At 62.3% G+C, this 24812-nt stretch carries 20 protein-coding genes and 1 pseudogene; 8 read left to right on the top strand and 13 right to left on the bottom strand.

Annotation, left to right across the window (positions count from 1 at the left end):
- Window positions 1-193: 193 nt before the first annotated feature.
- Window positions 194-1072, bottom strand: a pseudogene (locus CKW24_RS28670) (methyl-accepting chemotaxis protein); the annotation flags it as partial.
- 399 nt (window positions 1073-1471) lie between these two features.
- On the opposite strand from CKW24_RS28670, the gene CKW24_RS18035 reads away from it, so the two are divergent.
- Complete coding sequence (locus CKW24_RS18035; protein ID WP_095169521.1) at window positions 1472-2305, top strand: phosphatase PAP2 family protein; 834 nt, start codon at window positions 1472-1474, stop codon at window positions 2303-2305.
- Between the two features lie 98 nt (window positions 2306-2403).
- Here the strand turns inward: CKW24_RS18035 and CKW24_RS18030 are convergent, their stop codons facing one another.
- Together CKW24_RS18030 and CKW24_RS18025 are read right to left on the bottom strand one after the other, a co-directional pair.
- On the bottom strand, window positions 2404-2787 hold the full coding sequence (locus CKW24_RS18030; protein WP_095169520.1) for a hypothetical protein: 384 nt from the start codon (window positions 2785-2787) through the stop codon (window positions 2404-2406).
- Window positions 2788-3019: 232 nt separating this feature from the next.
- Window positions 3020-4474: a glycosyltransferase family 39 protein gene (locus CKW24_RS18025; RefSeq protein ID WP_095169519.1), complete on the bottom strand. Its 1455-nt coding sequence runs from the start codon at window positions 4472-4474 to the stop codon at window positions 3020-3022.
- A gap of 282 nt (window positions 4475-4756) precedes the next feature.
- On the opposite strand from CKW24_RS18025, the gene kynU reads away from it, so the two are divergent.
- From kynU to CKW24_RS18000, 5 genes are all read left to right on the top strand, one after another.
- Window positions 4757-6001: a kynureninase gene (gene kynU, locus CKW24_RS18020; protein ID WP_095169518.1), complete on the top strand. Its 1245-nt coding sequence runs from the start codon at window positions 4757-4759 to the stop codon at window positions 5999-6001.
- Window positions 6002-6032: 31 nt separating this feature from the next.
- Window positions 6033-7448, top strand: coding sequence for an amino acid permease (locus CKW24_RS18015; RefSeq protein WP_095169517.1), 1416 nt, complete (start codon window positions 6033-6035; stop codon window positions 7446-7448).
- A gap of 200 nt (window positions 7449-7648) precedes the next feature.
- Window positions 7649-8965, top strand: coding sequence for an OprD family porin (locus CKW24_RS18010; protein WP_095169516.1), 1317 nt, complete (start codon window positions 7649-7651; stop codon window positions 8963-8965).
- 76 nt (window positions 8966-9041) lie between these two features.
- Window positions 9042-10763 carry a hypothetical protein gene (locus CKW24_RS18005; RefSeq protein ID WP_095169515.1) on the top strand — a complete coding sequence of 574 codons (1722 nt, stop codon included), beginning with the start codon at window positions 9042-9044 and terminating at the stop codon, window positions 10761-10763.
- A gap of 97 nt (window positions 10764-10860) precedes the next feature.
- Window positions 10861-11886: a porin gene (locus tag CKW24_RS18000; RefSeq protein ID WP_095169514.1), complete on the top strand. Its 1026-nt coding sequence runs from the start codon at window positions 10861-10863 to the stop codon at window positions 11884-11886.
- A 741-nt stretch (window positions 11887-12627) separates the two neighbouring features.
- On the opposite strand, the gene CKW24_RS17995 is transcribed toward CKW24_RS18000, so the two are convergent.
- From CKW24_RS17995 to CKW24_RS17950, 10 genes are all read right to left on the bottom strand, one after another.
- A complete protein-coding gene (locus tag CKW24_RS17995; protein ID WP_095169513.1) occupies window positions 12628-13614 on the bottom strand; it encodes an amidohydrolase family protein in 987 nt (328 codons plus the stop codon).
- On the bottom strand, window positions 13611-14183 hold the full coding sequence (locus tag CKW24_RS17990; RefSeq protein WP_095169512.1) for a 3-hydroxyanthranilate 3,4-dioxygenase: 573 nt from the start codon (window positions 14181-14183) through the stop codon (window positions 13611-13613). The genes CKW24_RS17995 and CKW24_RS17990 overlap by 4 nt, the downstream gene beginning before the upstream one ends.
- A gap of 10 nt (window positions 14184-14193) precedes the next feature.
- Complete coding sequence (locus CKW24_RS17985) at window positions 14194-14619, bottom strand: RidA family protein (RefSeq protein ID WP_095169511.1); 426 nt, start codon at window positions 14617-14619, stop codon at window positions 14194-14196.
- Entirely contained in the window at window positions 14616-15404 is a 789-nt protein-coding gene (locus tag CKW24_RS17980) for a 2-keto-4-pentenoate hydratase (RefSeq protein ID WP_095169510.1), read from the bottom strand. The genes CKW24_RS17985 and CKW24_RS17980 overlap by 4 nt, the downstream gene beginning before the upstream one ends.
- 150 nt (window positions 15405-15554) lie before the next feature.
- Window positions 15555-16574, bottom strand: a complete 1020-nt coding sequence (gene dmpG / locus CKW24_RS17975; protein WP_095169509.1) for a 4-hydroxy-2-oxovalerate aldolase — start codon at window positions 16572-16574, stop codon at window positions 15555-15557.
- 11 nt (window positions 16575-16585) lie between these two features.
- Complete coding sequence (locus CKW24_RS17970; RefSeq protein WP_095169508.1) at window positions 16586-17524, bottom strand: acetaldehyde dehydrogenase (acetylating); 939 nt, start codon at window positions 17522-17524, stop codon at window positions 16586-16588.
- Window positions 17517-18338 (bottom strand): fumarylacetoacetate hydrolase family protein, encoded by an 822-nt coding sequence (locus CKW24_RS17965; protein WP_095169507.1) that lies wholly within the window; start codon window positions 18336-18338, stop codon window positions 17517-17519. Before CKW24_RS17965 ends, CKW24_RS17970 begins: the two co-directional genes overlap by 8 nt.
- A 17-nt stretch (window positions 18339-18355) precedes the next feature.
- Complete coding sequence (locus CKW24_RS17960; protein WP_218274103.1) at window positions 18356-19810, bottom strand: 2-hydroxymuconic semialdehyde dehydrogenase; 1455 nt, start codon at window positions 19808-19810, stop codon at window positions 18356-18358.
- Between the two features lie 152 nt (window positions 19811-19962).
- Window positions 19963-20919 (bottom strand): LysR substrate-binding domain-containing protein, encoded by a 957-nt coding sequence (locus tag CKW24_RS17955; protein WP_095169505.1) that lies wholly within the window; start codon window positions 20917-20919, stop codon window positions 19963-19965.
- Between the two features lie 80 nt (window positions 20920-20999).
- Entirely contained in the window at window positions 21000-22409 is a 1410-nt protein-coding gene (locus CKW24_RS17950) for a DUF2252 domain-containing protein (RefSeq protein WP_095169504.1), read from the bottom strand.
- A 180-nt stretch (window positions 22410-22589) separates the two neighbouring features.
- Here CKW24_RS17950 and CKW24_RS17945 point away from each other — a divergent pair, with 180 nt between their 5' ends.
- A complete protein-coding gene (locus tag CKW24_RS17945; protein ID WP_095169503.1) occupies window positions 22590-23009 on the top strand; it encodes a YciI family protein in 420 nt (139 codons plus the stop codon).
- 184 nt (window positions 23010-23193) lie between these two features.
- Window positions 23194-24285, top strand: coding sequence for an HNH endonuclease signature motif containing protein (locus CKW24_RS17940; RefSeq protein WP_095169502.1), 1092 nt, complete (start codon window positions 23194-23196; stop codon window positions 24283-24285).
- Window positions 24286-24812: the final 527 nt, after the last annotated feature.

Raw genomic sequence — 24812 nt, 5'->3', positions numbered from 1 at the left:
TCGCGGTGGCAACCTGATCGGTCTCGACCTTCTGGCTGTTGACCCCGGCGCTGGTTTCTTCGGTCACCGCCGATAGCTCCTCGGCGGCGCTAGCGATCTGGGTCACGCCATCACGAATGCCGCTGATCAGGTCGCGCAGGGTCACGCCCATGCGGGCGATGCCTTGCTGCAATACGCCAAGTTCGTCACGACGGGTAACGCGGATGTCCTGGGTCAGGTCGCCGCTGGCAATTCGTTCGACCACTGCCAGGGTGTCGCGCAGCGGACGGGTGATCTGGCGGGTGATGAGCACTGCGGCGAGCACGCCGACCAGCAAGGCCAGCAAGGTGCTGATCAGTTGCAGGGTGCGGGCCTGGGCGCTTTCGATGTCGCGACGATCGAGCTGGATCTGATACAGCGCGTCGCTGCGGGTCACGATGTCGCTGCCCTGGACGGTCATTTCCTGGCGTGCGGTGATGGCTTGGCTATTGGCTGCCTTGTAGGTCTGCAAGGCACTGCGGTAGCTGCTCAGCACCCGTTCCAGCTGGCGCAGGGCGTCGCCCTGGGTGTCGGCAAAATGCTGGTTGAGGGTTTTCAGGCTGGCAATCGCGGCGTCCAGTTGCACGGCGGCCTTCTGCTCGGTGGCCGGGTTGCTGTCGGCGGTGTAGCCGCGCACTTCGTAGCGGGCCAACAGGAACTGCTCCTTGGCCTCGGTGATCACCTGGAACTGCTCGAAGCGCTGGTCGCTGAGGGGCATCTGGCGCACACGGCTGTTGATGTCGTTGATCAGGTTGTTGGCGATTTCCGCGTTGTCGCCCATGGCCTGGCGCGCACTGTTGGCAGCCAGGTAGGCGCTGCGCATTTTGTTCAGCGACTGCTGGTAGGCGTCGATGACCGCACCTTGCTCGCGGAGCAGCTTGAGGTTGTCCGGGCTCTTGAACTGCGCCAGCAGGGCCTGTTGCTGGGCCTTGAAGTCATCGAGGGAGCTTTGCACGGTCTGGGCCACGCCCTCGTCACCGTTGGCCAGCATGTACTGCAGGCGGGTAATGCGCAGCTTGGTCAGCCCCGCGTTGAGGCGGGTGATGTCGCTCATCCAGTTGCTGCGGTCGATCAGCCCGCCCAGGCTGGTCCAGCCCGTCAGGGCGAGCACGCAGGTAAGGGCCAGCACCAGGCCGAAACCCAGGCCCAGCTTGAGGTTGACGCTGATGTTGGCGAACCAGCTATTCATAAACAATTCCTCCAGGAACGTTGCACTACTTAGTCGTCATTGGGCTGGAAGATTGTTTTTTTTGGGAGCCAGCAAGGGGTGTAGATGGCCTGTATCGGCCGCAGTCGCGATAGCTGAACCGATTTTTGTCACAAGCGGATCACGCGCTATTCAGCGCGTTGTCGGAGGGCTTGCCTGAGATCAGGTTTTTTTCACATTCATTTCACCAACCACCCACCTGCCGGTCTTTAGTGTCCGGCGATCGATACCGAGTGGGGATCCACGATGCAACTGTTCGCGCGCCAGCGATTCTATTGGATGAACCTGGGAATCGCGCTGCTCTGTGCGGCGCTGGTGTTCCTGTTGTTCGACATGACCCAGGTCGACATAGCCTTCAGTAACCTGTTGTTCGACCCAGTCAGCCAGACTTTCCCACTCGATCACATCCGCTTGTTTGAGCAGTTCACCCACAAATGGGCGCGGATCGTGCCGAACTGGACCGCAGAAATCGCCCTGATCGGCGGGTTGTTGTCGTTTGCCTGGCCGCGGATCAATCGTCAGAAATACCCAGGCTTCAGCGCGATTCTGGAGCGAAGCAAGGTGGCGCCCGTGCTGCGCTTTACCACCGAGTATCGCCGGGACTTCTGGTTCGTGGTGTTTGCCTTCGCCCTCTGCACCGGGGTGATCCACTTCCTCAAGGCGCACACCAGCGTGTACTGCCCGATCGAGACCACTCTCTATGGCGGCAAGCTCGCGCATATCGAGTGGTACAGCAACTTCCAGTTGTTCAAGGAAGCGGGCGACGGCCGCTGCTGGCCAGGCGGCCATGCCTCCGGCGGCTTCACCATGCTGGCCCTGTACTTCGTGGCCCGGCGTCATCAGTGGCGCTTTTCCAAGGCCATCCTGTGGGGCTCGCTGGGACTGGGCTTCATCTATGGCACCACACGGGTCCTGCAAGGCTGGCACTACATGTCCCACACCTTTTGGGCGGGGATCTTCGTCTGGCTGACCTGCTTGCTGACGGCGCTGGCGTTCTACGGGCGGGCGCGGCTGGATGTGCCGGTGTTGCAGAAGGTCAAGGCACCGGACTCTACGACGCAGGTCGAGGCAGCAGGTTGAGGTCGGTCCTGCAGCGCAGGTCACGACCTACATAGGAGATTGCCAGCGAAGGCGAGCGTGAGATCGACCTCGCTGGCAAATGAATACGCCGATAGTGACTAGAACCAGCCAGCTATTTTGCCGATGCCACCCACTAGAAAAAGCAGGCTCACAAGTACGAGTACGCTCCAGCGCAGAAGTACCAGCTTTTTTTTCAGTGGCGCGGGGAAGTTCTCGATATCTTGCGCGCTGAGGCGGCCGCTTTTAATACACTTGTCGGGGGAGGTGATGAGCGCAGCAATTTCCCCTATCAACTTCAAGTGTCCCCAGACTCCGAGTTGTCGATAGAACGCCAGCGCCTTGACCGCTGAACTGTTCTTCAGGTGCTCCAGCATCACATCCATCTTGGTGTAGGCCAGGTAGAGCGCGACGGCGATCCAGATGAATATCAGTATGAGAATGGCTCCGCCGAGAGAACCCACGACAAATTCGGCTTTGCTCATTCGACTTCATTGCCGTCTCGGGCGGTGGTCTTGGCCCCGACGGTGATGTGATAGCGCTTCATGCGACGTGCGTCCTTGTTTGCTCGAAAGGACGCACGCTAGATGACGGGGTAAAGGAAGATAAATCAGACGTTTCTTTGGCTTATGTAGGCTTTCTCTCTAAGTGATTGGCCTGCTTTGCAAAGTGATGCCTTTCGCTGAAGTCCTGAAAGGCTTACAACTACTGGCAGTGTTACTCCCCCACAAAGTAATACGCCTGCCGGCTCACCGACATTTTCTGCAGTACCTGCAGCGGCGGCGCGGGCTCCTGGTCGCTGGCGATCAGCGCTACGTGGGAGGGAGAAGTGCCCAGGTAGGCGGTCAACTCGGCTTCTGTCTGTAGATTCCTGAGCATGCTCCGGGTGTAGAACACGGATGCCCCGGCCGTTCGTTCGTTGGCCTGGTACAGCGCCACTTGCCGACCCTCGGCTTGGAGCGCCTGGATCTGTTGCATCAGCGGCAGGAATGACAAGCTCCGGTCTGCGCGCGGCGCGGCCCATTGGGCGGCACTCAGGTACGCCGCAATGACCAGGCTGAGCAGGCCAATGGCGATAGCCCGGCGGGAACGCGCGACCTTGCCCAGCCAATTGCTCGCCGTGGTGTGCTCGCGCAGGCGCTCGAACAGCACTGCGGCATATTCCGCCGCGATCACCGCGGCGGCGGGTGTCATCGACATCAGGTACACCGTGCGTTTGCTGGAGGCCAGCGTCAGCATCAGGAACTGCGCCAACAGCCACAGGGTGAAGAACAGCAGGTAGCGGTTGTTCGCCAGGCTTTTGCGAAAGTGCCACAGCCCCAGGTAGACCAGGATGTTCCACGGCAGGAAGGCTTCTGGCAGTTTGCCCAGGTAGTAGTAGAACGGCTCGTAGTGGCCGGCCTCGACGAACGAGCCATTAAAACGCCCGACGCTGTTGGTCAGCAGCACCTCGGCCAGGGCCGATGCGCCGCCGCGCTGGTAGAGCATGCACAGCCAGATCAGCAGCGGAATCAGCCCGAACACCGTCATCAGTGCCGGGCGTACCCAGCGCGTCAGTGTGAAGCGCTTGTCGATCAGGCTCTCAGCCAGCAGGAAGGCAAAGATCACCACTCCCGGCATCGCCAGGCCGAGCACGCCCTTGCTCAACGTGGCGATGGCGATGCCGAGCGCGAACACCATCCAGCTGGCCTTGGCACTCTGCCGGGCGGCCTGTTGTCGATGGGCCTGATAAAAGGCCAGCAACGCCAGGCTGACCCCCAGGCTCAGCAGCGCATCTTCACCGACTCCGCGCACATTGCCCCAGTAACTGCCCATGGTGGCCAGCATGATCCCCGCGCTGAAGGCGATCGCCCTGGGTCGGCCAAAGCGGCGCAGCGCCCCATACAGCAGCATCACGCTGAACAACCCGGCAAAGGCCGACGCCAGGCGCACCGCCCAGGGCGTGCCGCCGAATGTGCGAATCGCTGCCGCATCAAGCCACAGGCTCAGGGGTGGTTTTTCCAGAAAAGCTTGGTCGAGCAGGCGGGGGGTCACCCAGTCATTGTCCAGGTGCATCTGCATGGCAATCCCGGCGACCCGGGCTTCGGTGGAGCCTTGTAGTTGGTGATTGCCCAGGGCGAAGAAAAACAGCAGGGCGGCGAGCAGGAATAACAACGGAGCTGGGCGCGTCATGTGCTGGGGGCCACCGAAGGAGAGGACGGGGAGGAGGGCGGCAAAGTATAGGGCGGCGAATCTGAACAATGAGTGAACGGTGTGTGACAGATGGTGCATTGCAGGGCGATTGAGCCGATGTGCGGATTGGCTGGCTATAACGGTCGAGAATACTTGACGCAGGCTTTTCTATTTTCGGGTAATGGCATGCGAGGGTAGCATCAAGCCACTTCGTAGCGGACTGCCCCTCAAGTCGCAGACCGTCGACCTAAATTAGAAAAAGAAAATCCTGAAGGAGCCTGTATGTCCATGTCCAGCCCCGCGACGCGAGCGGATTTTGAGTACCTTGACCGTCTTGATGCCTTGGGCGCCTCGCGTGAGCGTTTCGATTTGCCGGAGGGCGAGATCTACCTCGATGGCAATTCGCTGGGCGCGATGCCGGCACACATTCCCGCGCGCATCGAGAAAGTCCTCAAGCAGGAATGGGCCCAGGGCCTGATTCGTTCCTGGAACGATGCCAACTGGTACCCGGCCCCGCAGCGCACCGGCGCGAAAATCGCCGCCTTGATTGGTGCCCAGGGGCACGAGGTGATCGTTGCCGACTCGACCTCGATCAACCTGTTCAAAGTGCTGGTGGCGGCGACTCGCCTGCGTCCTGGGCGCAGTGTGATCCTGGCGGAGAAGGGCAACTTCCCCACCGACGTGTACATCGCCGATGGCGTGGCCGAACTGACCGGCAGCCAACTGCGCTGCGTCGAGCCGGACGAGATTCTCGATGCCCTGGATGAAGACGTGGCGATCGTGTCCCTGACCCACGTCAACTTCAAATCCGGCAAGCGCTACGACATGGCGCGCATTACCGAGCGGGCCCATGCGGTTGGCGCGCTGGTGGTCTGGGACCTGTGCCATTCGGCCGGTGCCATGCCGATTGCACTCAATGGGGTGAACGCCGACTTCGCCGTGGGCTGTGGCTACAAGTACCTCAACGGCGGACCTGGCGCGCCGGCCTTCGTGTTTGTTGCCGAACGCCACATCCCGCATATCCGCCAGCCGCTCACGGGCTGGCACGGGCACGCCAAGCCGTTCGATTTCGACCATCACTTCCGGCCCCACCCGACCATCGACCGGATGCTCACCGGCACCGCGCCCCAGCTCGGCGTGTTGGCGCTGGAGGCTGCACTGGAAGTGTTCGATGGCGTCGACCTGAACCTGCTGCGCGAGAAAAGCGTGGCCCTGGGCGATCTGTTCATCCAGCTGTGCGATGAGCAACTGGCGGGCCTGGGCATCGAGTTGCGCTCACCGCGCAACGGCGAAGAACGCGGCAGCCAGGTGTCGCTGGCGCATGAGCAAGCCTACGCGGTGATGCAGGCGCTGATCGCCCGGGGCATCGTTGGCGACTTCCGCGCGCCGGACATCCTGCGCTTCGGGTTTGCCCCGCTGTACATCCGCTATGTCGATGTCTGGGACAGCGTGGTCGCCCTGCGTGCAATTCTCGAACAACAAGAATGGGATCGCCCGGAGTTCCTGGCCCGCAAGTCAGTGACCTGAGTTCCTCCCACCGATTCGGAGCAAACGTGCAATGACAAAAACAACCAGCACCTTCGAACACTTGATAGACCGCGAAAAAGGCTTGAAGCAGAGCCTTACCAGCGGCCAGTTGTCGATGATCGCCATTGGTGGCGCCATCGGCACCGGCCTGTTCCTGGGCAGCGGTTTTGCCATCGGCTTTGCCGGCCCCAGCGTCCTGGTCAGCTATGGCATCGGTGCCTTGATCGCCCTGTTGCTGATGGGCTGCCTGGCGGAGATGACCGTGCGCCATCCGACCTCGGGGTCGTTCGGTTCCTTTGCCGAGTTCTACGTGGCGCCCTGGTTTGGCTTCGCGATCCGCTATGCCTACTGGTCGTCGATCGTGTTTGCGGTCGGGACCGAGATCACGGCGGCGGCGATGTACATGAGGTACTGGTACCCGGACGTGCCGGGTGGCTACTGGATGGTCGCGTTCTCCATGGCGCTGATCGTCGCCAACGCCTTCAGCGTCAAGGTATTTGGTGCCATCGAGTACCTGTTCTCGCTGATCAAGCTCTGCGCCATCGTGGTGTTCATCCTGCTGGGCGCCTATGTGGTGTACGGCGCGCCGGCCGACTCCTCGATCGGCTTTGCCAACTACAGCAACGACCGGGGCTTTTTCCCCAATGGCTGGTGGGGCACCTGGGTGGCGGTGATCGTCGCGTTCTTCAGCTACCTGAGTATCGAGATGATCGCGGTGGCGGCCGGTGAGGCCAAGGACCCGCAGCGTGCAGTGACCCGCGCGTTCCGGATTACCGTGGTGCGCCTGGTGGTGTTCTACCTGCTGACCATCGCCCTGGTCCTGGCGATTGTGCCCTGGGGCCAGAACAGCGGCGGCCAGAGCCCGTTTGTCACGGTGATGGCGGCCACTGGGGTGCCTTATGCCGGTGCGGTGTTCAACGCGGTGATTCTGATTGCCGCCCTGTCGGCCATGAACAGTCAGCTGTACATCACCACGCGCTTGATGTTCAGCCTGTCGCGGGCCGGCCAGGCACCGGCGGTATTCGGTCGCCTCAATAGCAAAGGGGTGCCGCTGTCAGCGCTGCTGCTGTCGTCGGTGGGGATTGGCCTGGCAACGCTGCTGTACCTGGCGTACCCGGAAAAAGCCTTCACCCTGATGATGTCGATCGCCATGTTCGGTGCGATGTTCACCTGGGCCGGGATCTTCCTCACGCACCTGTTCTTCCGCCGCCGCCAGGCCGGTCAACCGCTGGCCTTCAAGCTCTGGGGGTATCCATGGACCAGCCTGGGCGGGTTGCTGCTGATGCTGGCGGTGATGGTCACCACGCTGTTCACCGAAGAGTTTGCCCCGACCTTGCTGTGTGGCATTCCGTTCCTGGCGGTGATCCTGTTGATCTACTTCCTGCGCTTCCGGCAAAAGGCCGTGCACCCGACAGACGCGCCCAAGCCCTTGCCACTGCAACGTTGAGTGGCGCTGCCTGACCAGGGACGGTCCGGCGTTTTCCAAATCCGAAAACATGAGGGCCAGACACAGTCCTTGTGGGAGCGGTCTTGCCCGCCATGAGGTCGGCGCATCCAGCGTCACGGTTGGATGACGCACCGCTATCGCGGGCAAGCCCGCTCCCACAGGTTGTGTGTTTAGCGGCCCACCTTTCACACGGAGTTGTCATGAATCACGCCAGAACCACCGTTCTGTTGTTGGCCTGCGCCTGCGCGATGACTTCGTTCGCCGCAGAACCGGCGCGCGGATTTATCGCCGACAGCAGCGCGCAATTGTTGCTGCGCAACTCCTACTTCAACCGCAGCAAGGAAGACGGCCGCCGCGATGCCCGCGACTGGACGCAAGGCGTGCTTGGCCAGTTCAGCTCCGGATTCACCGAGGGCACGCTGGGGGTGGGCGTGGATGCCTTCGCCTACCTGGGCTTGAAACTCGATGCCCCGGCGGACAAGTCCGGTACCGGCAACCTGCCGGTGCACGATGACGGCGAGCCGGCCGACAGCTACGGCAAGGCCGGTGCGGCGCTGAAGCTGCGGTTGTCCGACAGCGTGCTCAAGTACGGTGAGCAGCGTCCGGAAACCCCGGTGTTTGGCGTCAGTCACTTTCGCATCGTGCCGCAGACCGCCACGGGCCTGTCGCTGATCAGCCGTGAAGTGGAGGCGCTGGAGGTCCAGGCCGGGCACTTCACCTCCGGCACCAGCCCGGTGACCACCAATGCTGATGGCGACCTGTGGGCAGTGATGGCCGGGGTCACCACACCGGCGGCGGACTACCTGGGCGGCACCTACCAACTGACGCCGGGGTTGAGCGCCACGTTGTACGGCTCGCGCTTCAAGGATATCTGGAACCAGTACTACGCCAACCTCGACGCACGCATCGACCTCGACTCGCACAACCAGCTCGGCCTGGGCCTGACGGCCTACCGCACCCTGGACGAGGGGCGGGCCAAGGCGGGCGAGATCAATAACACCAGCCTGGGCCTCTCGACGTTCTGGCGCAGCGGTGGTCATCGCTGGTTGCTGGGGCTGCAGAAGATCGACGGCGATACCCCCTTCGATTACCTCGGTGTCGGCGACAAGGACCGCCACGGCCGCAACGGCAACGACCAGGGGGCCTCGATCCTGTTGCCCAACGCGGCGCAATTCGCCGACTTCAACGGCCCGCAGGAGCGTTCCTGGCAACTGCGTTACGACCTCGCGCTGGCTACTTACGGCGTGCCCGGCCTGAGTTTCATGAGTCGCTATGTGCGCGGTTGGGGCATTGATGGCAGCCACATCGCCGCCAACAGTCCCTACGCCGGGCGTTATGGCGACGACGGCCAGCATCACGAAATCAACCTGGAACTGCGCTACGTGGTCCAGTCCGGTCCGGCCAAGGGCTTGAGTGTGCGGGCCCGGCAGGCCTGGCACCGGGCCGATCGCGACCAGGGCTCCGGCGATCTGGATGACTTTCGCCTGATCACCGATTACCCGATCGACATTTTGTAGACCCCCTGTACTGCCCACCTGGGCAACACCACTGGAGTGAATAATGAAAACAATGCGACTCCCCAGCACTTGCCGTGTGCCTTTTTTGACCAGCGCGCTGAGCGCCTGCGTGATGCTGGGCCTGTGCGCCAGTGTCCAGGCGGACAGCTCGAAACCGGTCAATATCAGCGACCCATTCGTCAAACAGCAGACGGCCTTGTCGGTGGACAAGATCCCACCGATGCCGGCCCCGGGCAGTTATGGCATGGACAAGGCGACGGGCAAGTTCACCCACCCGGTGGCCACGCCGTTCAGCCATGAAGGTGAGCCGTTCGCTGGCGAGCTGGATTACTGGGACACCAAAAGCTACATCAAGAACATGACAGTCGAGGCCTACTACCCGATCACGGTCGAGCCGTTTCACACCTGGCAGAACATCGTCGACTTCGACGGCAAGCGCTACCTCTACCAGTACGTGCGCCGCAACCTGAAGATCTTCGATATCACCCACCCCAAAGACGTGAAGCTGGTGTTCACCAAGGGCTCGACCTGGGGCGCGGACGGCCCGGGCAAGGAAGAAAATCCCTATGCCGCGGACGATATGTTCGGCGCAGCGTCGGTGCAGTGGAACAAGAAACTGGGCAAGTACATCATGGTCCAGTCCTTCGAGGTTCGCCGTTTTGGCGTGTTGAGCGACAAGTACCGCGAGCCGGACAAAGTCGAGGCCATCCGCAAGTCCAAGCACCTCAAGGGCTTCAAGGTCTACGAGATGAATGGCCCGTTGCCGGACGACTGGAAACTGATCGCTACCCGCACCACCGACATCGAACACCCGGATGCGCCGATCGGCGAGCAGCAGGGCTCCGGTGTGCGTGATATTCCCGCCTACTTCGGGGGCGACGTGATGTACGTGGCCGCCGCACCGAGCGACAAGTACGCACTGACCGAATACCCCAACGACCTGTACAACGCCGGCTACCAGTCCTGGGATATGTCCGATCCGAGCAACCCCAAGCTCCTGGACATGCTGACCATTCCCGGCCAGATCGTCGGTGACCCGCAGCACGAAGCCGTGTTCAAGGCCAACCCGCGCGCCGGTAACCGTGCGTCCTGGATGGGCGCGCGCATGTCGCTGTTCATTCCGAAAACCGTCGAGCAGGGTGGCAAATACGGCTACGCCGCCATGGGCGGGATGGGGCTCTACGTGGTCGACATCACCCAGGCCGACAACATGAAAGTGGTCGGTCACCTGGAGTTCCCGGTGAGCGTGGCCGGTACCGAAGGCGACAACATCGACGTCTCGCAAGTGGAGAAGACCGGGATCATTTACTTCAGTGGCTACCCACTGTCGGAAGATTGCTTCGAGGCGAAGAAGGATATCTTCGCGGTGGACGTCAGCAACCCGCAGAAGCCGGCGATCCAGTACGTGCTGCCGCGTCCGACGCCACCAGCCGACGCCGCGTTCACCGACTACTGCCAGCGCAAGGGCAGCTTCGGGCCCAAGCGTTCCGGTTACTACACCCAGCCTGGTGTCGCGCGCGAGGGCATCCTGCCGTACGCGTTCTACAACGCCGGGGTCCAGGTGTTCGACGTGCGTGAGCCGGGCAAACCGACCATCGGTGCCTACTTCGTGCCGCCGTTCGATACCAAGAACGTGGCCAGTTACGCCATGGGCAACCTGACCCACGGCACCTACACCGAGTACGACCGCAACCTGATCTGGGTCTTCACCAACCACGGCTTCTACGCCCTGTCGACGCCGTTGCTCGGTAAGCCGAATTTCGAGGCTCCGAGCAAACCCTGGCCGGCCCGGGACTGAAAACCAGACAACTCACCATAAAAACAAATAAGCAAAGCCTGGCGGTGGTTCGACAGCGAACCACCGGCCAGCGCTTGTGCAGTGTCCGGAGTTTTTCATGCGCAAACTATTGCTCGCCCTTCCGTTGATGAGTGGCGCTTGCTATGCGGAGTTCAAGGTGTCCGGGGTGGTCGACCTGACGTACGAAGTGGCGCGCTCGGGAGGCGACACCGTGGATCGGCTGACGGGTGCGGGCTTGAGTTCCAACCGTATCCAGTTCAAGTATTTCCAGGAAGTGACGGACGACATCAAGCTCAACGCCGTCTATGAAGCCATGTACAACCCCCACTCCGATGACTCGACGGGTAAGCGCGAAGTCTATTACCAGGTGATCTCCGAGCGCTGGGGGACCCTCAGCGCCGGTCGCCAGGACACCCCCTCGGCCAACAGCTACGGCTATGCCGACCCCCTCTATGGCAACGACTACAGCCTGGTCAACAACGTCCAGGTGTTCTATGCACCGTGGCGTGAAGACGACTCGCTGATGTACATCAGCCCGCGCTACGAGGGTTATCAGTTTCGTGGCATGGCGACCCTGGGCGAGAACGATGGCAGTCGCGACGGCGTGGTCTACAGCACCAGCATCGACTACTGGGCCGACAGCCCCTGGTATTTTGCCGCCGCGGTGGATCGTAAGTACCAACGCAATCTGTGGGACAAGCACACCATGGAGCAGGCGACCGATGCCTACTTCACCGTGGTCTACAGCATGGGCACCACGGACCTGACGGCGGTCTATCACCGTTATGTCGGTTACTACGCCTACGCACCGTGGGTGGACTTCGAGTCCAATGGCAGCGACCTGCAGCTGGGGATTCGCCACAACTTCTGGGACACCCAGAATATTGCCGCCAGTGTTGTCTACAAGGACGACCGCAAGAACCAAGCCTTGAGCGACGCCACGGGCATCAACCTGGCGTACATCTACAACTTCAACAAGCAGACCGACCTGTATGCGGTGTACGGCTACGTGCATCACAACCGCGACTCGGACGTGCGTTACCCGGTGAGCTGGAACCTGGAAAGCCCGTTGCGCAACGAGAACCCGGAGGGATTGCAGATGGGGGTGCGCTACAAGTTTTAAGCCAGGTTTAAAGCGGGCGCCGAAAGGCGCCTTTTTTTGTGCCTGGACAACCTGCGAGCGACCACGATCCCGGTGGGAGCGAGCCTGCTCGCGATGGGGCCGCACATTCAACATCGATGCTGCCTGACCCACCGCCATCGCGGGCAAGCCCGCTCCCACAGGTTTGGTGGGTATATGCAAAATCCATGGGCACCGAAGATCTCTGTGGGTGACTGCAAAATCTGCGGGCACCGAAGATCCCGGTGGGAGCGGGCTTGCCCGCGATGGGGCCGGGACATTCAACATCAATGCTGCCTGACACACCGCCATCGCGGGCAAGCCCGCTCCCACAGGTTTGGTGGGTGTCTGCAAAATCCATGGGCACCGAAGATCTCGGTGGGAGCGGGCTTGCCCGCGATGGGGCCGGGACATTCAATATTGTGGTGCCTGACACACTGTCATCGCGGGCAAGCCCGCTCCCACAGGTTTGGTGGGTGTCTGCAAAATCTGTGGTCACCGAAGATCTCGGTGGGAGCGGGCTTGCCCGCGATGGGGCCGGGACATTCAATATTGTGGTGCCTGATACACCGCCATCGCGGGCAAGCCCGCTCCCACAGGTTTGGTGGGTGCCTGCAAAATCCATGGGCACCCAAGATCCCGGTGGGGGTAGGCAAAATCTGTGGGCAGCTGAAAAACACTGTGTGGGGGGCATGTAAAAGCCCCGCGGCAATCGCTTGCGGCGGGGCTGGGTGCAGCGTTGGGTCAGAGCCCGAAGAACGCCTGGGCGTTGCTCCCCAGGATCTGCGCCTTGGTCGCCTGATCCAGCTCAGGATGCTCGATCACCCCGGCACCAATGCTCTGCTCCCCGAGGGGGAACGGGGCGTCGGAGCCGAGCATTACCCGGTCGCTGCCCATCACGTCCACCAGCAACTTCAGCGAGCGCGGATCGAATACGGCGGAGTCGACGAAGAAGCGTTTGACGTAGCTCGACGGCAGGTTCGGGCAGTCTTCGCGGACGATGTCGCGGTGTTGCCAGGCATTGTCCACACGCCCCAGCAGGAAGGCGAAGCCGCCACCGCCGTGGGCAAAGCACAGGCGCAGTGAAGGCGGAATGCGTTCGAAGGCACCCGAGAGGATCAGCGACAGAATCCCCAGCTGGGTTTCCGCTGGCATCGCCACCAGCCACGGCAGCATCCACTTGCGCATGCGCTCGCCGCCCATCATGTCCCACGGGTGGACCAGCACTGGGATATCGTCCTCGGCACAGTGGGTGAAAAACCTCACCAGGCCTTCGTGGTCCAGATCCTGATTGCCGACGTGGTTGCCGATCTGCACACCGACATGGCCGGCCGCCTTGGCCCGGCTGGCCTCCCGGCAGGCGGCGTCGATGTCCTGCAGCGGCACCTGGGCCAGGACCTTGAGCCGGTCCGGGGCCACGGCGGTCATTTCCAGGGCGCGGTCGTTCATCAGTTGCGCCCAGGGCAGGGCGCGCTCGATCGGCGCATCGTAGGCGAACAACACCGGCGTGGCGCACATGATCTGCACGTCCAGGCCCTGTTCGTCGAGGTGCTCGATGCGCCGGTGCATGTCCCACAGCACGTCGTGCACCGGACGGAACGGCTGGTCGCCGACCATGATCTGCCCAGTGCGTCCGCTGGTGTGCAACCACGGCCCGCGGTCGGCGCTCAGGCGTGCAGCCTCGGCCTGGCTGATGGTGGGGAAAAAGTGCGAATGCATGTCGATTTTCATGGGCGTTTCACCGCTTCGAGGGTGCGGTGCCAGGTTTGCCAATCGCGACCGGGGTGGATCTCACCGCACCCCTGGCAACGTCGTTCGGCGTCGCTGGTGGCGTAGAACTGTTCATAGACCGGCGGCAGGTCGTTGACGATGCTTTGCAATTGCAACTCATAGCGTTTGACCAGGGTGCCGCAATGGGCGCAGGACCACTGCAGGGCATCGAACTGTCCTTCTGGACGGGACTTTTCGATCACCAGGCACAGGCTGCCGGGCTCCGGGCGCTGGGGCGAATGGATCACGTGCGGGGCCATCAGGTACATGTCGCCTTCGCGCAAATCGATGCGCTCGTACTGGCCGCGGTCCCAGATGTTCAGGTAGGCATTGCCCTTGAACTGGTAGAAGAACTCCTCCACCGGGTCATCGTGGAAGTCGGTGCGCTGGTTGGGGCCGCCGACCACCGTGACCATGGTGTCGCTGTCTTTCCACAGTTGGCGATTGCCCACCGGTGGCTTGAGCAGGTGGGCGTATTCTTCGATCCAGCGATTGAAGTTCAGGGGTGGACTGAAGTGATGCTTGTCCATCTTGTTGTCCTTAAGCGTTGAGGGGGGCGTAGGCCACGGCTTTGATTTCGATGCGCAAGTGCGGGTGGGGCAGTTGGTGCACGGCCACAGTGGTACGGGTCGGGCCGGTTTCGTCGAAGTACTGCGCGTAGACCTGGTTGTAACCGTCGAAGTCGTTCATGTCGACGAGAAAACTGCTGAGTTCGACCAGGTCCGCGAGGCCCGCGCCTTCGCTGTTGAGGATGTCGCGGATGTTCTCGATCACGGCGCGGGTCTGCGCGCGAATATCCAGGCGGGTGGTGCCCAGGGCATCGACTTCCACGCCTTCGAAACTGTTGTCGGGACGCCGCGAACTGGTGCCGGAGACGTAGAGGAAATCACCGGCGCGCTTGATGTGGGGAAAACGTCCGCGTGGCGTCGCCTTGCCGGCGACCACGGTCGATCGATTGAGGCTCATTGTCCTGCTCCTGGGTGGTTGGCAATGCTGAAGCCGCATTCGCCGAAACCGGCGATTTGCACGCTGACATGGGCGCCCGGGCTCAGGGCTTCGGCGGCGGTGGCGGCACCGGCCATGATCAGGCTGCCGGCGGGCAGGGCGATCTCGGCCTTGGCCAGCAACTGCGAGGCCTGCACCAGGCTGCGCAGCGGGTGGCCGAGGATCGCGGCCGTGGAGCCGGCCTGGACCACCCGGCCATTGATGCGCATCAGCACCCCGGCGTTGTCCAGGCCGGCGAAGTCGCGGGACCAGGCGCCGACCACCAACCCGGCGGAGGAGCAGTTGTCGGCGACCACGTCTTCGAGGCTGAACTTGAAGGCCTGGTAGCGCGAGTCGATGATCTCGATCGCCGGTGCCACGGCTTCCAGGTAGTCGACCGCTTCCAGTGCGGTCAAGGGGCGGTCGATGGTGCGCCGGGTGAGAAAGCACACCTCGGGTTCGGCCCGTGGATGGATGTAGCGCTGCAGGTCGACGACGCCGCCGTCTTCTTCGAGCATGGCGTCGGTGAGCCAGCCCCAGATCAGGCTGTCGACGCCCATCTGGATCATCTTCGCCCGGCTGGTGAAGCCCAGCTTGAGGCCGATCTGGCGCTCGCCGCCAGCGTAGCGATGGTGCATCGATGCCCGCTGGATCTGGTAGGCCTCATCGAGGCTGAACGGCGTGTGGGTACTGAACTGCGCCACGGCTTCGGCTTTGCGTGCTGCCTGGTCCAGGGCCTTGGCGATGTAGGCGATGTCGGTGGTCATGGGTGTTGCTCCAAGGGCGAACATGCCCGGTTCTCCTGTGGGAGCGAGCTTGCTCGCGATGGCGATGTGTCAGGCAACGGTGATGTCGACTGGCACTCAGTCATCGCGAGCAAGCTCGCTCCCACATTTGGTTGTGTGGGGTCAGTGGGGTTAGCGTTTGAGCAGGTCCAGGGCGACGTCGACGATCATGTCTTCCTGGCCGCCGACCATGCGTCGCTTGCCCAGTTCGACGAGGATGTCCACCGCCTTGATGCCGTACTTCTGCGCGGCGATTTCCGCGTGGCGCAAGAAGCTGGAGTACACGCCGGCATACCCCAAGGCCAGGGATTCGCGGTCGACCCGCACCGGACGGTCTTGCAGCGGGCGGACGATGTCATCGGCGGCGTCCATCAAGGTGTAGAGGTCGGTGCCGTGGTTCCAGCCCAGGCGGTCGGCGGCGGCGATGAACACTTCCAGCGGCGCGTTACCGGCACCGGCGCCCATGCCCGCGAGGCTGGCGTCGATGCGGTCGCAGCCTTCTTCGACCGCGACAATCGAGTTGGCCACCCCCAGCGCCAGGTTGTGGTGGGCGTGCATGCCGGTCTGGGTCTCGGGCTTGAGCACCGCCTTGAAGGCGCGCAAACGCTCGCGCACATCCTGCATGCTCATCGCCCCCCCGGAGTCGGCCATGTACACGCACGTGGCGCCGTAGCTTTCCATCAGTTTGGCTTGGGCGGCAAGCTGCTCGGCAGGGATCATGTGGCTCATCATCAAGAACCCCACGGTGTCCATGCCCAGCGCGCGGGCGTACTCGATGTGCTGGCGGGAAACGTCCGCCTCGGTGCAATGGGTGGCGATGCGCACCACCCGTGCCCCGGCGTTGTAGGCCGCTTTCAAGTCGTGGACCGTGCCGATCCCGGGCAACAACAAGGTAGTGATCTTGGCGTGGCTGATCACATCCGCCGCCGCTTCGATCCACTCAAGGTCGGTGTGGGCGGCGAAACCATAGTTGAAGCTCGACCCTTGCAGGCCATCGCCGTGGGCCACTTCGATGGCGTCGACGCGGGCCTTGTCCAGGGCGCGGGCGATGTCCTGCACGTTCTGGATCGAGTACTGGTGACGAATCGCATGGCTGCCGTCGCGCAGGGTCACATCGCAGGTGTAGAGCTTTTTACCGGGGTTGAAGGTCATCGCAAGGCTCCTCAGGCGTTGAGCATCGACTGCGCCATGCGCTCGGCGGTGGCCAAGGCAGCGGAGGTCATGATGTCGAGATTGCCGGCGTAGGCGGGCAAGTAATGGGCGGCGCCTTCGACCTCAAGGAACACCGAGGTCTTGAGCCCAGAGAAGGTGCCCAGGCCCGGAATGTGCAGCGGCGCCTGCTCGGGGATCACGTCGAACTGGATTGTTTGCTTGAGGCGGTAGCCCGGCACATAGGCCTGCACCGCGGCCGCCATTTCTTCGATGGAGGCTTGGACCTGGGCTTGATCGGCGGCGTCCGACAGCACGAACACCGTGTCGCGCATCATCAAGGGTGGCTCCGCCGGGTTCATCACGATGATCGCCTTGCCCTTGCCGGCGCCGCCGAGTACTTCGATGGCCTTGGAGGTGGTCTCGGTGAACTCGTCGATGTTGGCCCGGGTGCCGGGTCCGGCGGACTTGCTGGCGATGGAGGCGACGATCTCGGCGTAATGCACCTTGGCGATGCGCGACACGGCGGCCACCATCGGGATCGTCGCTTGGCCGCCGCAGGTGACCATGTTGACGTTGAGCTGGTGCAGATTTTGCTCGAGGTTGACCACCGGCACGCAGTACGGACCAATCGCCGCAGGCGTCAGGTCGATCAGGCGGATGCCGGGCTTGATGGCCCGCAGGTACGCGTCGTTAGCGACATGGGCGCCGGCCGAGGTGGCATCGAACACGAAGTCGATGTCCTGGAATACCTCCATTCGCGCCAGGCCTTCAACCCCTTCGTGGGTGGTCGCCACGCCCATGCGTGCGGCACGGGCCAGGCCGTCGGAGGCCGGGTCGATGCCGACCATCACCGCCATTTCCAGGTGCCGGGCGTTGCGCAGGACCTTGATCATCAGGTCGGTGCCGATGTTGCCGGAGCCGATGATGGCGACCTTCAGTTTGTCAGTCATGGCCAGCGCTCCGCTCGAAGGCCGCGGTGACGCTGCCCAGGCCCTGGATATGGGCGGTAAATACATTGCCCGGTTGCGCCGCGACCATCGGCCCGAGGGCGCCGGTCAGCAGGATGTCGCCAGCGCGCAACGGTGCGCCGAACCGGACCATGGTGTCGGCCAGCCACAGCGCCGCGTTCAACGGGTTGCCCAGGCACGCCGCACCGGCGCCCACCGATACCGGCTCGCCGCCCAGGGTCATGCTCATGCCGCAGCGCACCAGGTCCAGTTGCGCCAGTTGTACCGGGCGACTGCCGAGCACGAACAGGCCCGAGGAGGCGTTGTCGGCGATGGTGTCGACCAGGCGGATGTCCCACTGGGCGATACGGCTGCCCACCACTTCGATGGCCGGCAGGGCGAAGGCGGTGGCGCGGATCAGGTCGGCCATGGTGTGGCGCTCGTGGCACAGGTCGTGTTCCAGCACCAGGGCGATTTCCGCCTCGACTTTGGGCTGCTGGGTGTCACTCCAGGCAATCGGCTGATCGTCGCCGCGGGCCATGCTGGCGAACAGTTGACCGAAGTCCGGCTGATCGACCCCCAGTTGCTGCTGGACCGCGTAGGAGGTCAGGCCGATCTTGCGCCCGACCGGACGTTGCCCGGCAGTAATGGCGGCCTGGGTGTTGTGGTGTTGCACGGCGTAGGCGAGGGCGACCGGGTCTGCCGTGGGATCCGCGGCGAGGGCGCTGGCGATCAGTTCGCGAACCGGCGGGCAGGGTTGCCCGTCGCGTTCGGCCTGGCGCAGCCGGTTGGCCGCTTCGATGAGAGCTGCATGCATGGACGAGACTCCGGGGCTCAAGGGTTGACGCAGATGGTGGTGATTTGCGAGTAGAAATCCAGGGAGTGGCGTCCCCCTTCACGGCCCAGTCCGGACAGGCGAGTGCCGCCAAACGGGGTGCGCAGGTCGCGCAGGAACCAGGTATTGACCCAGACCATGCCGACCTCGAAACGCCGCGAAAGCCGGTGCGCGCGCTTCAGGTCACGGGTCCAGAGGGCGGTGGCGAGGCCATAGGCCGAGTCGTTGACCCGTTGCACCACTTCTTCATCGCGGTCGAACGGGGCGATATGGCATACCGGGCCGAACACTTCTTCGCGCACGCAACGGGCGTCGTCACTGAGATCAGTCCAGATGGTCGGTTGCACGTAGGCGCCGTTGTCGCGCTCGTCGCCGAAGTGCGGCACGCCGCCGCCCGTGACCAGGGTCGCGCCTTCGCTGCGGGCCAGTTCGAAGTAGCCCAGGACCTTGTCGCGGTGCTTGTGGGAAATCAACGAGCCCATGTTCACCCCGTCTTCATCCGGGTAGCCGATCTTCAGCGCCTCGGCCCCGGCTTTCATGGCGGCAACGAAGCGTTCGTAGATCGGCCGCTCCACATACACCCGCTCCGAGCACAGGCAGACCTGGCCTGAGTTGGTGAAGCTGGAGCGCAGGACGCCGGCCACTGCCGCGTCAAAATCGCAGTCGGCAAACACCACCGCGGCGTTCTTGCCACCCAGTTCGAACGACACGTCCCGGATGCCTTCGGCGGCGACTTTCATGATGGTTTCGCCGGTGCGCGACTCACCGGTAAAGGTGATGGCGTCGACGTCCGGGTGGCGGGTCAGGAACTCCCCGGCCGAGCCCGGGCCGAAACCGTGTACCAGGTTGAACACGCCCGCCGGCAACCCGACTTCGTGCATCACCTCGGCCAGCAAGGTGGCGGTGGAAGGGGAGTCCTCGGAGGGCTTGATCACCACCGAGTTGCCACAGGCCAGGGCCGGGGCGACTTTCCAGGTCATCAGCAACATCGGCAGGTTCCACGGCGAGATGATCGCCACCACGCCATGGGGCTTGCGTACCGAGTAGCTGAAGACGTCGTTGCCATCGGCGGCGCGCATCTCGAAGCACTCGCTGCCGGCCTGGTTGATCAGTTCGGCGAAGGTGCGGAAGTTGTGAATACCCCGGGCGATGTCCAGGGTCCGCGCCTGCTGCACCGGACGCCCGGTGTCGGCCACTTCGGCGGCGACAAAGTCTTCGAAGCGGCGTTCGATGGCATCGGCGATACGCTGCAACACGGCGGCACGCTGGCTCGCGCTGTAGTCACCCCAGGGCCCGTGCTGCGCAGCCTTGGCCGCCGCGACGGCGCGCGCGACCAGGGCCTCGTCGGCTTCGCAGACCTGACTGAGGGTCCGGCCATCGATGGGCGACACATTGGGGAAGGTCTGCTCGCTGGCGACGAATTCGCCCGAGATGTAATTACGCAGCAACTGCAGGGGTGCAGACACATCAACCTCCGGAAAACGTGGGTAGTCGGAGGGAGTGTAGGGAGGGTGGCTATTAGTGAATAATAAAAAGGTCGCGCCTTGATATGTCGATCTGGAATACCAGGTGAGCTGCCGAAGGTTGCGATCTTTCCGAATTTCCCCTATGGGAGTTGATCCGACTCGCTACGCGCTTGGTTCAGGCATTCGCGGAACAGCCGTGCTGCCGGCCCCAGGGCGCGGGTGTTGGAGAAGAAGCAGCCGATATCGCCAAACTGCAACGGCGCGCCGAGGTCGAAGGCCTTGAGCAGGCCGGCGCTGACAAACTGCTGCGAAGCCTCGTAGGGCATCAGTGCCACGGTCTGCTGGTCCTGCATCAGGGTGATGTTGGTGAGGATCGACAGCGACTCGACCACGTTGCCCGGGGTGCTCAGGTTGGCGTCGGCGAACAGCTTGTCGGCGGTGCGGCGCAGCAGGGAATCGCGGGTCGGCAGCACCCACGGGTAGGCGTGCAGATCGGCGAGGCTGACCGGTGCCTGACCCTGCAGTGGATGATTGGCCCCGGCCACCACACTCAATTGCTCGGCATACAGCACCTCGACGTCGAGCATCGGCGACTCGTTGCGCCAGCGCCAGTCATCAGGTACCCGGCCCACCACCAGGTCCACTTCGCCCACGGCCAGCGCCGGGAACAACTGGTCCATCTGCCCGACCCGCAACGACACCAGCACCCCCGGTGCCTGTTGCTTGAGCAACTGCATGGCCCGGGGCAACAACGAGGTGGACGCAGAAATCAGCGTCCCGACCATCACGTGCCCCGAGGTGCCCTCCTGGAAGGCATTGACCTCGTCGGTCAGCGAGCGCAGTTCGGCCAGCAACGACTTGGCCCGGCGCACCACCAACTCACCGAGTTCGGTGGCGCTGACCCCGCGATTGCCACGAATCAGCAACGGCGCGTCGAAGTACGATTCCAGCTCATGAATGATCTTGGTCACCGCCGGCTGAGTCAGATTCAGCGCCTGCGCAGCCCGGACCAGCGAGCCGCTTTGCAGCACCTGGTCGAACACCACCAACTGGTAGAACTTGAGCTTGCGCGCAACGGAAATGGTGGTGAACTTCATGCAGAGCCTCGGGAGTCGCGTGGGTTCGACGGGGCGCTATAGGTATCACACTTCCGGTGTTTTCAGCAGCGGGGGAGGCTTTACGGGAGATGGTCGGCGGCGAAGTCCGCTTCCGAGCGGGCCAGCAGGCGGCCCTTGCGGCAGGCCTGTTGGAAGCGCTCGAAGTCGCGCTCGTTCTGGTCCGAGTAGGCCTGGGCGTACTGGTACAGGGCGTCGGCCAGGGTATCGCTCTTGCCGATGTAGCCACTGATCAACGCTGCCTGCCCCGAGGCCTTGGCATGGGCGCGGGCCAGCGCCCGGCCGCAGGTGCGCGCGTAGGCGGCGAAGGTTTCGTCATCGAAGGTTTCCAGCTCCGCCGAGACCTTCATGTCCCGTAGCTGGCGCACGTAAAAATGCCGGCCATGGGGGCCAGTGGTCCAACCCAGGAACAGGTCGCTGGCCGACTGCATCAAGCGTTGTCCCTCCACTACGCGCTGGCCGTTGTGGCGGGCGCGGGATCTGCTTTTGACGTAGTCGGCGAGCACTGAACGCCGGGCTTCCTTGATCTGCAGGAACAGCGGACGCTCCTGATTATCGGTCATCAGCGCGACCATGCAGCGGGTGCCGACGCTGCCCACGCCAACGACCTTGAAGGCCAGGTCCTGCACCTGGAAACGCGCCAGCAACTCCCGGCGGTCACCGGCCAGAGTGCTGCGATAATCGCGCATCAGGGTGTCATACAGCGGCCGCCAATCGGCCAGGCGCAACCAGGCGTCGTCGGCGTCGAGCAACGTGGTGGTGTTGTGCAAGTGGAAGATTTCCGGCAGATCGTCGCGGATCAGCAACCGGCCCTGGTTATCCCGCTCACAGATTTTCGGCAGCAACTCGGCATGGGTACGGCGCTCGGCTTTTTCCATGGCTCGCTGCACGTGTTCCAGGGTGTTATCCGAGCGCGCCTGTCGCAGCAGATCGTCGTAGGTAATCGAGTCGTACCAGATTTCCAGGGCGCTCTGCTCGGCACACACCGCCATGCTCTGCTGGTAGGCACCGATCAACTGACGACAGACATTCTCCTCCACCGTCGCCCCATGGCGCAGGTCCCGCGCAGCAATCAGAAAACTCGCCACCAAGCGCTTGAGATCCCACTCCCAAGGGCCCGGATGGACCTCGTCGAAGTCATTGACGCTGAACAACAGATTGCGCTCCGGGGTGGCAAAACCGCCGAAGTTCATCAAGTGACAATCGCCACAGATCGTTGAGCGCAAACCCATGTCCGGCGTGCGGGACAGGTCGTGGGCCTGCAGCAAGGCGTTGCCCCGGTAGAAAGTGAACGGCGACACCAGCATGCGCCCGTAACGCAAAGCCACCAACGACTGCACCCGGCCCTCACTGGAAGCCCTGATCAACGGAATCGGATCGCGCTCGCTCTGCTGGTGCTGCGCCTGGGAACTGCGCGGGCAGTGCTTGCGCGCATCCTTGCCTTGTTTGAGACGGTCTTTGACGGTGGTCATGGAGTCCCTTGCGAAATGGTTTGTACCGGCGAACGCTGGTTCAAACGCTAGCAGGAATCCAGGGCTTGGCCAGCCGCCAGGGTTGCTGCGCGGCGGCAAATCTTTTTGTCCTGCGCCGTCGATTTGCACAGCGGCCGTTCGACTACTTGTCAGATCACCCAATCCAAAGGAGCAACCGCCATGCGATTCATGATCATCATCAAAGCCAGCCAGGATTCCGAAGCCGGCAAAATGCCCAGCGAAGCGCTGTTGACCGAGATGGGCAATTACAACGAAGAACTGCTCAAGGCCGGGATCCTCCTCGCCGGCGAAGGCCTGCACCCCAGCAGCAAAGGCGCACGGGTGCGCTTTAGGGGGGACACGCACACAGTTATCGATGGGCCGTTTGCCGAGACCAAGGAGCTGATTGCCGGGTATTGGCTGTGGCAGGTGAAGTCGAAAGAGGAGGCGGTTGAGTGGGTTAAGCGCTGTCCGAATCCGATGCCGGGGACTGAGGCTGAGATAGAGATTCGGCAGGTGTTTGAGATGGAGGATTTTGGGGCGGAGTTGACGCAGGAGTTGCGGGAGCAGGAGGAGCGGGTGTTTGGGCGCTCGCGGTGAAGGCCGCGCTCAGGGGGGACGCCGGTAAGTTTGAGAAAAGTTCTTAGGAATAGGTCAAATGGCCACGATCGAGCATTAGCACCCAAAGATAATGGTTGTTCGCCCTGTTACGTGTTGAAACCCTGGTGCACTTTGGCGACGATAGGAGTTTTCCTACAACCTGCGGCGACAATGGGCGTGACTCGTGGCGATAAAAGCGGTTTCGAAGGAACGAATAGGCAAAGCTTTGCTGGAATTTGACCGTGAATACCGAAGTAAGAGCGAGTGGCAGGGCTGGGAAAATAATCTGGCCCACCGTTATGCCGTTAACGTCGGCGGTGAGCTGTATCCTGCGAAGAAAATAGTCTCCCTGGCTACCGGCATTGCTGTAGGAGAGTTCTCCGGTGGTCGTCCGACCAACAGCTTCCTAGAGAAGCGAGGCTTCACGATTGTGGAGCTACCGCGAGGGGAGGGTGAGCCAGAGTTACAGTTCACGCTGGGAGCTGTATACGACCGCAAAACTGAGATCAACGGACTGTTCGGCGGAAGCCAGCAGAGCGGCATTGCAGCGTCCGCTACCCACCCCGCGATTTTTTTGTTTACAGGTGATAGCGGCGAGCAATACGGGTATGCCGACCACTGGGAAGGGGGCGCTTACTTTTACACGGGGGAGGGGCAACGCGGGCCGATGACCTTGACCCGCGGCAACCGGGCCATTGCTGAGCATGCTGTGGACGGCCGCGCGCTGTACTTGTTCAAGTCTCTCGGTAAAGGGAATGGCTACGCCTACATGGGCGAGTTTTCATGCGCCGACATGTTTACGAGAACCCAACCGGATGTGGACAGTCAGGATCGTACTGCGCTTGTTTTTCGGTTGGTGCCTTCGGGTATTTCTAGTGGGACCATTGAGGCCGAAGTGGAGGACGGGGCTGACCTTCCCGACTCTCTGGCGGCCGCTCGATTGGCTGCGTTGGCTGCATGTAAGCCCGGCAGCGATGAGGTAGGCCAATCTGCGCCACGTAAGATTTACCAACGAAGTCGAAAGGTCGCCCACTATGTTCTGATGCGCGCCCAAGGGGAGTGCGAAAGCTGTGAGAAGCCGGCGCCATTCATAAAAAAGGACGGCACACCCTACTTAGAGCCACATCATGTAAACCGGCTCTCGGATGGCGGGTTAGATCACCCACGTTATGTGGGGGCTGTGTGCCCGAGTTGTCATCGTGAGATCCACTCTGGGGTGCACGGGGCATCTGTGAATGAGCGGCTGAAGCAGCGGTTGGAAGTAATTGAAGGCTGATTGAGTCGTAGTGCCAAGCGAATTTGGCGACTGACGCCGCAACTGTCGTCGCCTTAGCCATGACCCTCCGTGTTTATGGAATTCCAGGTACAAAAAAAGACGTCCGTGGACGTCTTTAGATGATGAAGTGGTGGGCCGGGGTAATCTGAATTGATTATGTATCGTATTGATTTTTATTGATTATTTTCGGTTGGATTTTCTATTGGAATACCTTATGGAATACCATTCGCGAATCTTCTTAAATTCCTGCCTTTACGTCGACCAAAGCTCAATTCCACAGCTGTACTTCTGATTTCGCTTTTGAGTGGAACCAGCGGCTACTGATAGCGATTGCTGGCGCTTGGTTCATTCCTTCACCCGCTCTGGCGAGTCGGCGCGTGCCTTATTGCTGTCGCGTACGGCAAATGCGCTTTTGCTCCAACTCCTCAAGATGTCGCTCGTATTGAGCTGATGGTTCGCAAGTGGTGGCGGAGCACACCCGATAAGCCTATCGGATCTCTCAGATCAGGGATCCATTGATCGCGTCC

This window comes from Pseudomonas sp. Irchel 3H3 (assembly GCF_900187635.1).
Classification (GTDB): Bacteria; Pseudomonadota; Gammaproteobacteria; order Pseudomonadales; family Pseudomonadaceae; genus Aquipseudomonas.
The sequence above is the reverse complement of the archived record's forward strand: the minus strand, read 5'-3'. Positions and strand labels throughout refer to the sequence as shown.